Genomic DNA, 12983 nt, shown 5'->3' with positions numbered 1-12983 from the left:
ATATGCTACAGTCTTCACTTGAATAAATTGCTGCGAGCAACTTTCCAACCCTACTTCCCTGACCCGAATAGCCGCTCCCGAAAAGACCGTCTCGTCGGCCGCTCGGCCAGTAGCACCGAACATTCTATTTCGTCAACGACATCCAGTACCAGTGACCCGGTCACCAGACGGGCCAGTAGCCCTCGCTCAGTCGCTCCGATTACGACCATCGTTGCATCTCGGGCGGCCCGCTCGATAGCTGTTTCTACATCGCCTGACTCAACCTGAAGGGTCGCGTCCTCTAGGTCGTGCTTAGCAGCCCACTCTCCGAGAAACGATTCGCCTTCGTCCAAATCGTCGGTGACGTGTAATAACGTCACTTCCGAGCCGTGCTCCCGGCGGAGCAAGGACGCGACCTCCGCACTCAGATCCGAGTCGGGACCGCCCGCTGTCGGTACCAGAACGCGGTCCGGATCGAACCCCCGGTCGCGCAACACGAGGAAGTCACACGGCGGGTTTCCTGTGAGTTCCTCGAGACGTGTCTCGACGCGGGCGTGGCCGTGCTCACCCCAGCCCATCACCACTACGTCAGCCTCGTGGCCGCGTGCCGTGTCGAAAATTTGCTCGAGGCCCTGGTGGGAGAAGATAGTGTGAGTCTCGATGTCAACGCCGAAGGTATTTGCGTCCGAGTGCGCCCTTTTGAGAAGGTCCGCTGATTCGGCGTCTATCTCGTCGACGTGACTGGCGGCTTGATCGAGAGCCGTCTGATCGGGTACGGTTACAATATGAATCGCATCAACCACGCCGCCACGCTGCTTGGCGATAGCCGAGGCAAGTTCGATAAGGTCTTGCTCATGTTCGGGATTCGATAGGGGAACCATTACCCGATATTGACCCCATCTGGCCGTATAATCGTTGAGACGGTATTTTCACTCATCTTGTTCGTCTATTCTACTAGTCATTAGCACACAATCCGATAAGTAATTAGTGTAGCCGAAGAACTCGGTCATATATCATTTCTATAGGGTCAGAAAATAGTGGCATGTGAACCTCAGGCTACGCTAAGCCGTTCTACTGCGCTGAATTGGCTTCGCTACGGAACGCTTCGATAGTACTTTCACCAATACCACCTCTCGAGAAGACAGTAACGACGTCATCGGCTCGAATCTCGGTGTTACCGTGCGGAGTCAGTACGGTGTCTCCCCTCTCGATCGCGATCACAAGAGTGTCTTCGTCGAGGATTTCCTTTCGGACAGCCTGTTCCAAGGTCACCCCGGCAATCGGGGCTTCGGGATTAGCGGTGATCTCGGCGACTTCGGCGTCACCGGTGAGGCTGATAAAGTCCGTGATACGTTCGTGGTGAGTGTCCTCGTCGGAACCGAAAGGCGCGTACGCATGCCGGGTTTCATTCTGGACGAGCACCTCGTCCTCGATTTCCAGACCGAGGTCCGAGAGTGACCGGGCAATACGCCGAAGATCACTCGTGTTCTCTCCGACCGCGAGCACGTGGAGGTTCCGGCGCCCAGTCATCAGTTCCCGAACGTTGATCACGCCGTTGATTACCTGAGCCTGTCGGGCGATCATTTCCCGCTCGGAAACCGGTGCGTTGCACATGTACAAGTTCGTCAGGCGTCCGTCTGCCTGCTCGAAATCCACATTGGCATGGTAACCAGTGATGATCCCGTGTTCTTCCATGTTCGAAATCCGATTCCTGATCGTTCCTGGCGAAACGTTCACTTCCTCGGCGATCGTTGGCGCCGAGATGTTTCGGGCATCGTCCATCACCGCGTAGATAATCCGCCGATCAATATCGTCGAGACGGTAGTTCATACTCTGATTCTGCACCTGCTCTCATACAGTGTTCTGGTTTCTTATCGGAAAGTGCATTTTCGAATACTGTTTTTACCAATCGTCAATATAGGATTGTGTAACTGCGGATTCAGTAATCTAATCCGGGAGTTTATCATCGTCACCCTCTGAAATTCGATTCAATGAACGCTAGAAGTTGTACATGCGGTCCGCCAGGACAAGTAGTATCGAATAGGCCACCAGGATCGGCGAGTGAGGATTCGCTATGTGGTGGTGAACCCGAATGAGCGCGGATGAGGAACTTGCGAAAGACCTCGGGCTCCTCTCAGCAATCGCGATCGGCATCGGCACGATGATCGGGGCGGGCATCTTCGTGCTGCCGGGCACCGCGGTCGCTCGAGCGGGGCCGCTCGCGGCGCTGACGTTCGTCATCGGCGGCGTGACCGCGCTGTTCACGGCACTGTCGGCCTCGGAACTGGGGACGGCGATGCCCAAATCCGGCGGCGCCTACTTCTACATTAACCGTGCGCTCGGACCGCTGTTCGGGTCCATAAGCGGATGGGCCAACTGGCTGGGATTGGCGTTCGCATCCGCATTTTATATGTACGGATTCGGCGAGTACGTCAACCAGCTCGTGGGCGCGCCAGCGCTCGCACTCGGCCCAGTAACGGTGACGGCAGCCCAGACTATCGGTCTCATCGGGGCGGCGCTATTTATCGCCGTCAACTACATCGGTGCCAAGGAGACCGGTGGTCTCCAGATCGCTATCGTACTCACACTGCTCGCCATTCTCGGCGTATTCACTGTTATCGGACTTCTGAATGCCGAACTCGATTCGTTGCGACCGTTCGCGCCGCCGGGAACGACAGCCGAGGTGCTTCCAGTAACCGCCATCGTCTTCGTCTCCTATCTCGGCTTCGTCCAGATCACTTCGGTTGCCGAGGAGATCAAAATCCCGGTCGAAACCTCCCGCTGGCAGTTATCGGATCGGTCGTCATCGTCACAGTCGTCTACGCGCTGTTCCTCGTGGTGTTGCTGGCGGCGGTCCCAAACGAGGTGGTGGCGAACAACCAGACCGCGGTCGTCGAGGCCGCCGAGTTGCTGTTCGGCCAGTACAGCGTCTTCGGCATCAATCTGGGCGCGCTCGGCTGGGGAATGCTACTGATCGGTGGTCTCCTGGCGACTGCCTCGAGTGCGAACGCCTCGATCCTATCGTCGTCGCGGATCAACTTCGCCATGGGACGGGAGAAGATAATCTCGCCGTCGGTCAACGAGATCCACCAGCGGTTCGGGACGCCGTACAAGTCAATCCTGATCACCGGCGCGTTCATCATCGGTTTCCTCCTATTCGGCGACCTCAAGCTGCTGTCGACGGCCGGCTCGGTGCTTCACCTGATCGTCTACGGCCTGTTGAACATCGCGTTAATCGTCATGCGGGAGGCCGAACCGGCCGACTACGATCCCGACTTCGAGGTCCCGCTGTACCCCTTCGTTCCGATTATCGGGACAATCTCGTCGTTCGCACTGATCGCGTACATCGAACCATTCGTCATCCTGCTCTCGGCGGCGCTCGTCATCTTCGCGGGAGTGTGGTACCTGCTGTACGCGCGCCAGCGCGTTGAGAGCGCCGGCGTGTTCGTCAACTGGATCCTCCACCGTTCCGAGGAGATGCCCGACGCCGCAGTGGCCGCGGCCGACTCGATCCGACCCGCCGCCAGTGTTGCGGATGGTGGCGACTTCCACGTAATGGTACCTGAAGCGCTAGCGGCTACAATTGGGCTCTATACACTCAGCGAGATCTCACTTGGAAAGGCTGGAGAACGGACTGGCTTTACTCGATGGAAGATGGAAGAAATACTCTCAGAAGCGGATGTCAAGGTACGGCTGGGACCAGAGCGCATAGAAGATCTTGAAAAGAGAACCATCACGGACGACTCTACCCGAACTTCGACGAGGTCGTCGACAAGGGCCTCGTCGAGAAGAGTGAACTTGATCGCCGGACGAATTACTACACGATAACGGCTCATGTCAACGTGAACCTGAGACTCGACGACAAGGGAAGATCAGTACGTGGGCGAGTTGCTCTCGGAATCGGAGTAACGGACTGGTAGCAGGTTGATTGCTACCTCGAGTATTGCATGTGCTAGTCATGAAGCCGGTCCTCTACTCGGGTCAACGAGATATCAGTATGTGGCTCTCATCGATACTCAAATCTAGTTACAACGAGATCACTGTCTTGTCTTCGGTAGTGTCAATTCCCCTCATTGACCTCAAGGACCTTGTCAACTGCGATGGTCTGCCCTATGGCGCGGATGGCGAAACTTCCGAGCTCAGGAATCTCTCTAGATGGCTCGATACTGAGGGGCTTCTGCGGTCGGATCGTGACCACAGCAGCGTCGCCCGACTGGATGAAGTCGAGGTCTTCCTCGGCGACCTCGCCGCTCGAGGGATCCATCTTCTTATCGATGGACTCGATCGTACAGGAGATCTGTGCCGTGTGAGCGTGGAAGACCGGCGTGTAACCGGCGGTGATCACGCTCGGGTGCTGCATGACGACGATCTAGGCTTAGAAGGTCTCAGCAACCTTCGATGGATCATCGGCGGGACCACAGACATTACCGCGGTGGATGTCGCCCTTGCCGATGCCGCGGACGTTGAATCCGACGTTGTCACCGGGCACGGCCTTCGGCATGATCAACACCCCATGACATGTTCAAGGCCGCGCCAGCAATACAGATGTATCAACTGTACGAAGGACTCGATCAGACGTACTGCCAAGTAGACGTTCTTTCAACCCAGAACGACCGCTCGCTCCCATAACAACGAGGTCGATATCGTGTTCGGCGACGTATTCCTCGATCACCTCGTGCGGATTTCCCTCACGAGTAGTTCGGTCGTAGTTGACCCTTGCCTCCTCGGCCCGGTTCGCGGCGTCATCGAGGGCGGATTCGGCTTCCTCCTCGAGCGTCTCCGTGAGTTGGGGTGCGATGCTCCCGGACGCGCCTGCGGACATTTCCGTTCCCACGTCTATCACGTGGAGGAAGTGAACCGTCGTCGCTCTACTCTCTGCTATCGCGGCGGCCTGATCGACTGCCGCCATACTTGATTCGCTCCCGTCCGTCGGCACCAAAATGTCATCGTACACGACCATCGGTACCACCCTAGCGGGCAAAAAATGGCCGTGTGCAAGGGCTTGGTATCGGTCCGGCTGACAACAGTTGCAACGACCGATCAGCGGTCTGCTGTCTCGAGCTGTCCCTGATCGAGCGGATCCTCGATATCTCCCATCACTGCCTCGAGTAGATCGGTTACCGTGACGAGTCCGACGACCTCGCCGTCGTCGGACTGCGTCCGACTGCTCGAGGAACTTTGTTCCTCGCCGTCTTCAATTACCAGCGCGAGTTCCTGATTTTCTGTCTGAAACTGGTCGACTGCGTCACTAACGTCTATGTCGGGAGAGAACGTCATCGGCGGCGCTGCCAGTTCGCCGAAGTCGACAGTGCCGTCGGCCAGTTTCTCACGGTGCCTGACGAGGATTGGCGTATAGACGATACCACGAAAATCGGTTAGATCCTCGCCGACCAGTGGATACCGAGTCTGGGGACGTTCTTCCATCTTCCTGAAGTTGGTTTCAGTGTCGTTCTCGGTCGACAGTGCAACGATCTCGTTCGGTGGCACCATCAGCTCGCTGACGGACTGTTCGCCGATCTGGAACGCGTTCATCACCTCGTCGCGGCGTTCCTCGGAGAGGTCACCTTCTTCGAGGATCGAGCCGAGTCGGTTCCGGAGGTCCGCACGAGACTCGATAACATCCTCTTCGGTTTCAAGCCAGGCACCGGTCATCTCGATGCCGAAGAGTTTGAGCGTCAGTTTCGCAATACCATCGCCGAGCGTAATGACCGGCGAGATAAGCCAATGGAACCAATATAACGGTGTTGCCCCGTACCGACAGACCATCCGTGATCGTTCGACGCCGAGATACGTCGGCGTCTGTTCACCGTGGGTCAGATGGACGAGGTTGATAATGAGGAAGGCGAGGATTGCGCCGCTTCCGATCGTGGCTAACATCGTATTTGCGAAGAGCGGCTCGAAAATGGCCGCTAGTGCGGGTTCGGCGACTATTCCAACGGCGATACTTGAGGCCGTAATCCCGACCTGACACGTGGTGAGATAGAGTTCAAGATTATCGGTCATCTCCCACGCCCGCTCAAGGGCAGGATCACCACCGACGAACTCCTCTTCGGTGAACTGTCGAGCACGAGTCAACGCGAACTCAATGGCGACGAAAAATCCATTTGTGAGGATCAGGAAGAGGCCAGCGACCAAGCGGCCTCCGATTTCGAGTAAATTCATGACCACGATACTTAGCCTCGGGCATGTCCAAACTCCAGAAAGATGGGTAGGTGCTTTTCTGAGGTAGTAGTGGAAGTGTCGATGCCGCGACTGCATCACTCACAATCATTACGAGGAACAGGACCACTAAAAACAGCATCATAAGGAGAATAAGAAGTATATCTATCTTACTCATGTTTTCTTTTCGTTGACTACTGAGGTAACAGGTTACGTAGACTGTTATGCGATAGTGGGTAGTACTTACGCTACGTTCTCACTCCAATACATAGCAATTTTGGCCTTCACACGAATGCTTATCAATATCTTATAATGACGCTCCAGATAATTATTGAGAAGGGGCACCGTCTAGTTAGCGCAGTTTGAGAAGCGAGCAGGTCGTAGAGCGAGTTTGGACATGCAGCTCGCAGACCTGCTCAACGAGTGCTACGCGGCGGAATTTGATCAATGTTAGGAGCGTGAGCGGACGGCGACGCCCGTCTCCACCAGACTAGTTGTTCGCTTCGAGAGACAACAGCGATTCTCGCTGAATTAGGCGTTGAGCGTTCGCATGGAGCGGTCTGGATCTGGGTATATCGGCTGCCTGACAGTGGACGCGACCCGACGACGTCCACGAGAGCAGAGCTCTCGTGCGACCCATCAGAACGCAAAGCGTTCTGAGGACGGCGACGCCGTCGCGGGCCGCTGTTGACGAAACCGCTGTCAAGATCAACGGCGAGTGGTCTTGGTTGTATGCTGCAATAGATCTCGAGACGAAGTTGATTCATGTCTTCCCAGTGCAGCGCATTCAACAGCGTCTCCTCGATCTGCTCGGTCACCTCGTGGCGATCGGCCCATGCCTCGTTGTCGTTCATCGACTTATTCACCAAGACCTTCACCTTCGGATGGTACGATGGGACTCATATCGGTAATAGTCTATAGAAATATTTATTTATCCTAACTATTAAATCCATGATTTAGACATGGGATTAAGTGGAATACTAGGTAACATACTCAATACGATAGCTGTAGGCCAGACTGCCGACGCGTGGTTTCTCAGACAGACGACCAGCCCCAATACGTCTGGACTGGCCTACAAAGCGGTGACTGGGCTGATAGCCCATTGTGATATCACCCGTCGTGGGAGCAACTCCACGTGGGATGAGCTGCCCGAATCAGCGACTGAGATCGTTGATCTCGAGACGCTGCTGGGAACACGACGTCCAAATATCCACCATTATGAGTGATAATTCACCTCGTGAGTCATCCGAATCGGTCACCAAATGCCCTCATTCGGAATTCAGTTTCTCGACCCGGACTCGCCGGTTGTTCGGTCAGATTAGGTCAACAATCCAGCCACTAGCAGTGTGGCGACCGCGTCCCCGCCGACCTCGGTCAATACGGACAATCTGCCGATAGCAGCGCTTCCACTGAACACAACGTCAACAGAGGACACAATGGTGTTTGATCGATTCTTTGACCGCGACAAGTCCGGAGAAGCAACGGAAGAGACGGAAACCAAGCCAGCGACACAAGCCACTGGTGACAGTGGCTCAGGGGCTGATTCACCACCAGCTCCCCAGTCCCGACTCGGCGAGACGTACGATATCACTGAGCAGAAAACTAGCTTCGTTGGAGGGAAGCAAGCTATCACTGAAACGGCTCGTGAGGGGACTGTCGCAGGACCGTTTATCCGCGAGATGTTCGAGGTAGGTGTCGATACCTCATCTGCACCGCTCTGGATCGGCTACGATAAGGATCCCCAAACTGGATTCCGTGAAGCACCACTTCGCTTTGACTCGCTCTTCCGCCATGTCTGGATTACGGGCACCACTGGCTATGGAAAAACCACAGCACTCCTGAATATGATGGTTCAGTGGGCGTACGCTGGCCACGGCTTCGTGTACTTCGATCCAAAGGGCCGTGACTCCCGTGAACTGCTTCGGAAGCTTCCCGAACACCGTCTCGAGGACGTGGTCTGGATCGAGCCCGGATCGACCACCCACGAGAACACGGTCGGGATGAATTTCCTCGAGGTTCCCGAGTGTGAGACGACCGAGGAACTCGAAAACGAGATCGAAAACCGGGTCGAGAACCTGAAAGCGGTCTTCGATACGTCTGACTACTGGGGCATCAATATGGAGGCGATCACCGAGTCGATGGCTCGGGCGATGATGAAATCCGAGAAACCGTTCTCCATTATCAATATGTACTTCACGTTGCTCAACGCCGAGCGACGCGAAGACTTCGCGCTCGATGTCGAGGATCCCTATATCAGAGAGTTCTGCCTCGAGATTGCGAATATGGAAGAAGAGACGATCCGGCCACTTCTGAAACGGATCAAGTCGTGGGTCGAGAACTCGGTAATTCGCCGAATCATCGCCCATCGCGAGAGTACCATCGACTTTCGGGACATCATCGACAACGACCGGATCGTTATTGTCCGAACGCCCGTCGAGAATACGGACATCAAGAAGATGGTCACGCTCGGCGTGATGCGTAATCTCTGGAGCGCCATTCAGCATCGGTCGTACGAACGTGACATGGATCCAGACCCCTATTTCGTCCTGTGTGACGAGTTCGACGACATCGCCAGTGACAATCTCGATATCGAGTCAATGCTGGCTCGTGCTCGGTCAATGCGACTGTCGGTGACGCTCGCTTCTCAATATCCCTCTCAGTTTGACGAGGACACGCTGAAAGCGATGCAGAACAACTGTGATACCCTCCTCGCCTTCTCGGTCAACGATGTCGACGACGCCCGACTCCTGATGAAACGCTTTCAGGACTACACGGCAGAGGACCTGATCTCGACTGATCAGTACAAGGCCTGGACGAAACTCCCGCTCGACGGTGGGCGGTACTCTGAACCGGTTCTCATCAACTCATTCCCGCCGTATCCACCGCTTCGATCGATTGATGCTGTTGGTGCTGTCGTTGAACAGAGTTTAGAGCGCTACGGGACTGAGCCATTGACGGATGCAGAAATCCTCCAAAATCTCATCTACAGCGACGCCAATGCGGCAGCTAATCCCACGAAGATACTCGACGAGACCATGGCAGAATTACTTCGAACGGTCCAAATTCAGGAGGGTGTGCGGGCAGAAAACGGCTGGGTCAATGTCACTACTGTCGACGAGGAACTTTCGGTCCGTCTCGAGAAGACCGAGCCTGAGATTAACTATGCATATGAAGACTTGCCGGACATCCGTGACGCATCGCGGTTGATTGAGGTTGAACTGCAGAATGACGAGATCGTTGCTCGTCTCACTGACGAGGGAGAAACACTGGTGCAGCCTGAGACAGGAACTGTCGGGTCGGCCGGTGGAACCAGCCATGATGCAGTGCTCATGGACACTGAGGTAGCGCTCACAGAGCGTGGATTCAGTGTCAATATCCTCGAGCAGGACGGGAGTGAGCAGCCCGACGCAACTGCGACTCATCCAGACCACGACGGTGTGTTCAACATTGAGGCTGAGACAACGACGCCGAATCGGCCTGCGAAGGTCCTGCAGAATCTCAAACGGGCTCACGAATCAGACCGAATCCCCATCTTCGTCGTCCGCCCTGGTGACCCTGAGACAGAGTGGGCGTCACGAGTCGAAAATATCCTGTCAGAACCGCTGCGTGAACGTGCAGATGGTACCGAGCTGTTCTACAACTGCGACGAGATCGTAACCTTCGGCGGTGGCGCAACAACTCACGGTGGCGTAACCGCCGTTCGTCCCAATACATCCGATGCGAATCGGACTGTCTGGACACGTGACAACGATGAGCGCGTGCTGTCGGACGGTGAGACAGAGTTCACCCGTGTACCGGATGATGGCCCGCTCTCGAAAGATGACGTGCCGGCCTACTACAGTTACGACCATGAATCCGGTCAGTACACCGTCCACCAACCTGGTGAGACACAGACGTACGACTCGAAAGACGAGTTCGAGACAGAATGGACGCCGATCAAGCGGCCGTTCCTCCCTGACATTGACCTGCCAGACGCGAACTATTCGCGCGACAGCTACCTCATCCTGATACATCCCACAGACGGGAGTCCCATACTCTTCCAGCAGGGCGACACACAGGAACTACCTGAATCACCGGACTATGAGGAGCTATGGCCGGATGCCCCTTCCGTTGAGCACTCCCAAACTGCGGAGTCGTCCCCGTCCGCAGGGGAACGATCATCAGTAGAGGAGTCCGTGGAAATCGAACCAGATAGTGACGGCATTGAGGCGTTCGCAGCGATGTACATCAGGGAGGCTGATGGTACGCAGATACCGAAGGCAACACTGTTTCAGGCGTACTCGAGATGGACTGATCAGCACGACATTGACAGGACAAACGCGAGCTGGTTCGGTCGGAAGCTTGCGAACGTTGTCGAGTATGAGAATGACCGTATCAGAGACGGCGACGATCTGGTGACTGTCTACACTGGTATCGACCTAACCAGAGACGGATCAGGGCTCCTTGAATGAGGTTCATATCATAACTATGACTGTAGTACAAGAGGGGAGACTTCTGGATACCTCCGCATCATCGCCACTATCTCGACCCTCCCTCGTTAGCCCTTCTACCCGCCAATTCTGGGGATATAATCGGATCTGTTCAGGGCAAATCAAGCGTTCAGGTCAGATATCTGAGTATTGTTCAGGGCAAAACCGCAGCACGGAAGCGATGTTCAGGGCAAATCCAAGGTCAAAACCAACTAGTATAGAACGGGTTGCACCCGTTGGACAGAGTCACGGACAGTCTACCAGCCTATGGCATGTTTATCAGCATACTGATGGGTGGTATGCGACCAGATGGACGTGCAGTACGAGGCGGATCGGCGATGACTGAACGGACGGTTTCGGTGCTCCCTGAGCAGTTACGTAAGCGTGACCAGTGGGTGTGCTGGCGGGAAGAATTGCGAGACGGGAAGCCGACTAAGATCCCGGTGACACCTGGGAGTGGTGAGTTCGCCTCCTCGACGGATCCCGAAACATGGGCTTCGTTCGAGACAGCGCTCGAGTACGCCAATTCGAGAGATGCGGATGGCGTCGGATTCGTGTTTACCGATGACGGTCCCATTGTCGGCGTGGATCTGGATGACTGCCGAGATCCGGAGACTGGGGACGTCGACGACGCGGCACAGGACATTATCGAGCGGCTTGATTCCTATACGGAGATTTCTCCGTCGGGAACTGGCTTCCATGTGCTCATCGAGGGTGAACTCCCGGATGGACGGAATCGACGTGGAAGCATTGAACTGTACGACACAGCCCGGTTTTTCACCGTAACCGGTGACACCTTCGAGGAGTCTCCTGGTCGAGTTGCTCGTCGACAGGATGCACTCGAGGCGATCCACCGGGAGTACGTCCAAGATACCGATACTGACGCGAAATCCGAATCCGGACATCGTGGCGTGACTGATGAACAGGTGCCGACGGACGAGGTAGTCGATATCGACGTTGACCTCGAGGACAAGGATCTTCTCGAGAAGGCCCGAAACGCGTCGAACGGTGAGAAATTCGAGCGATTATGGCGTGGCTCGACTGCTGGGTACGATAGTCAGTCGGAGGCCGATATGGCACTGTGCTATCTGCTGGCGTTCTGGACCGGCGGCGACCACACTCGAGTGGATGCCTTCTTTCGGCAGTCAGGGCTTCTCCGCGAAAAATGGGACGAGGTCCACTATGCTGATGGATCGACGTACGGTGAGAAGACCATCGAACGAGCGATTGCGAACACTTCCGAGTTCTACGATCCAGATGTTCGAGACGACTCGAGTGAAACGAGTTCCAGACAGAGCGAGTCGTCGACCGTGGCAGTCATGACGAACCAGCGCAAAATCATGCGTATCTGGTCGAGAAAAATCGACTGTTGACCGACCGCGTCGACGACCTCGAGGCAACACTGGTGGAGAAAGATGACCGTATCGACGAACTCGAGGCGACCAATGAAGCGCTTCGAGAGCAACTCAGTGACTGTCAAGAGGTACTCGAGCGTCGTGATCAGTCTTCGAACCTTGGGATGGATGAAGCGGGTACTGATGGCGGTGACTCTATCTGGGGTCGTGCACGGCGGTTCGTCGGAAATGACAACTGAGGGCCGTTCCAAAGCACTCTGACCGGTTTATCGACTCCCGGAGGGGTGAGGTGTTCAACGATGACTGAAATCAACCAGACAGATGACCAACGCATTGTGTGGTTGTACGGATCGATTGAGAAGTGTAGCCATGATCCGATTCCAGCAATCTCGACGGTACTGTTTTGTGTGTGTACTACGAACGTACAGGCGTATGTCTGAAGCTGAAAGCAACAACGATGATCCGGAGATCGAACGGATCAACCTTCGGATTTCCCAGTCATTCCGCGAAGTCGTCGATGAGACGTGGCGCGAGCGAGGCTTCAACAGTCGAAGTGAGTTTATTCGATACGCACTGCGAGAGTCAGTGAATCATCCGGAGGGTGCTGGGTTCTGGAAGGACCTTGCAATTAGTGAAGCACAGTTTGATGACGGTGAGAGCCGCTCGAGCGAGGAAATCAAAGCAGCATATGGGTCCGACGACGAGTGATGACGATTGGGAGTGGGCATTTTCGTCTCGAGCGGAAGACCAACTTGCGCAGTTACCTACAGAAACACAGGACCGGATCATCACGAAACTCGATGATGTCGTGTCCTCGGAGTGGCGCGAGCCAACTGATTTTCTCGAGCCATTGACTAATTCCCCATACAAGAAGTTACGAGTCGGGACCTACCGACTGGGGTGTCGACTCTGATCGGAAGAACGCATCTTACGCGTGGAGAGTGTTCGAAAACGAGACGGGGCCTATTCAGCAGATGATTGAACCTCATAGCCGTGGAGACTGCCTTCTTGGGGAAAGAAG

Annotated in this window: 5 protein-coding genes and 7 pseudogenes; 7 read left to right on the top strand and 5 right to left on the bottom strand. The window is 55.4% G+C overall.

The features are described from left to right. Window positions 1-50 precede the first annotated feature (50 nt). Both K6I40_RS02440 and K6I40_RS02435 read right to left on the bottom strand, forming a co-directional pair. Window positions 51-875: pseudogene (locus tag K6I40_RS02440) on the bottom strand (universal stress protein); the annotation flags it as partial. A 175-nt stretch (window positions 876-1050) separates the two neighbouring features. Then, window positions 1051-1809: an Lrp/AsnC family transcriptional regulator gene (locus K6I40_RS02435; RefSeq protein ID WP_222912709.1), complete on the bottom strand. Its 759-nt coding sequence runs from the start codon at window positions 1807-1809 to the stop codon at window positions 1051-1053. Between the two features lie 262 nt (window positions 1810-2071). Between K6I40_RS02435 and K6I40_RS02430 the strand changes: the two are divergent. Together K6I40_RS02430 and K6I40_RS02425 are read left to right on the top strand one after the other, a co-directional pair. Then, window positions 2072-3549 (top strand): annotated as a pseudogene (locus K6I40_RS02430) (amino acid permease); the annotation flags it as partial. Between the two features lie 84 nt (window positions 3550-3633). Then, window positions 3634-3888 (top strand): annotated as a pseudogene (locus tag K6I40_RS02425) (helix-turn-helix transcriptional regulator). A gap of 151 nt (window positions 3889-4039) precedes the next feature. Here the strand turns inward: K6I40_RS02425 and K6I40_RS02420 are convergent. The 3 genes and pseudogenes from K6I40_RS02420 to K6I40_RS02410 form a co-directional block, all read right to left on the bottom strand. Continuing rightward, window positions 4040-4480, bottom strand: a pseudogene (locus K6I40_RS02420) (elongation factor 1-alpha); the annotation flags it as partial. 21 nt (window positions 4481-4501) lie between these two features. After that, window positions 4502-4933: a universal stress protein gene (locus K6I40_RS02415; RefSeq protein ID WP_222913610.1), complete on the bottom strand. Its 432-nt coding sequence runs from the start codon at window positions 4931-4933 to the stop codon at window positions 4502-4504. Between the two features lie 86 nt (window positions 4934-5019). After that, window positions 5020-6141, bottom strand: a complete 1122-nt coding sequence (locus tag K6I40_RS02410) for a hemolysin family protein (protein WP_222912708.1) — start codon at window positions 6139-6141, stop codon at window positions 5020-5022. Window positions 6142-6535: 394 nt separating this feature from the next. On the opposite strand from K6I40_RS02410, the pseudogene K6I40_RS02405 reads away from it, so the two are divergent. The 5 genes and pseudogenes from K6I40_RS02405 to K6I40_RS27725 form a co-directional block, all read left to right on the top strand. Next, window positions 6536-6902 (top strand): annotated as a pseudogene (locus K6I40_RS02405) (DDE-type integrase/transposase/recombinase); the annotation flags it as partial. Between the two features lie 672 nt (window positions 6903-7574). Next, the gene (locus tag K6I40_RS02400; protein ID WP_222912707.1) at window positions 7575-10589 is read left to right on the top strand and encodes a type IV secretion system DNA-binding domain-containing protein; all 3015 of its coding nucleotides are present in this window, start codon (window positions 7575-7577) and stop codon (window positions 10587-10589) included. Between the two features lie 356 nt (window positions 10590-10945). Continuing rightward, window positions 10946-12201: pseudogene (locus tag K6I40_RS02395) on the top strand (hypothetical protein). A gap of 193 nt (window positions 12202-12394) precedes the next feature. Continuing rightward, window positions 12395-12670: a ribbon-helix-helix domain-containing protein gene (locus K6I40_RS02390; RefSeq protein WP_222912706.1), complete on the top strand. Its 276-nt coding sequence runs from the start codon at window positions 12395-12397 to the stop codon at window positions 12668-12670. Continuing rightward, window positions 12651-12944: pseudogene (locus tag K6I40_RS27725) on the top strand (type II toxin-antitoxin system RelE/ParE family toxin). The gene K6I40_RS02390 and the pseudogene K6I40_RS27725 overlap by 20 nt, the downstream one beginning before the upstream one ends. The last annotated feature ends 39 nt before the right edge of the window (window positions 12945-12983 follow it).

The organism is Natrinema sp. SYSU A 869, from assembly GCF_019879105.1.
In the GTDB taxonomy this organism is placed as follows: Archaea; Halobacteriota; Halobacteria; order Halobacteriales; family Natrialbaceae; genus Natrinema.
This window is presented reverse-complemented; position numbering and strand designations above follow the sequence as displayed.

What these genes read in the sequence shown, in the direction of transcription:
- K6I40_RS02435 (WP_222912709.1), bottom strand. Translation starts at nt 1,809, where the DNA reads ATGAACTACCGTCTCGACGATATTGATCGGCGGATTATCTACGCGGTG.
- K6I40_RS02410 (WP_222912708.1), bottom strand. Translation starts at nt 6,141, where the DNA reads ATGAATTTACTCGAAATCGGAGGCCGCTTGGTCGCTGGCCTCTTCCTG.
- K6I40_RS02400 (WP_222912707.1), top strand. Translation starts at nt 7,575, where the DNA reads ATGGTGTTTGATCGATTCTTTGACCGCGACAAGTCCGGAGAAGCAACG.
- K6I40_RS02390 (WP_222912706.1), top strand. Translation starts at nt 12,395, where the DNA reads ATGTCTGAAGCTGAAAGCAACAACGATGATCCGGAGATCGAACGGATC.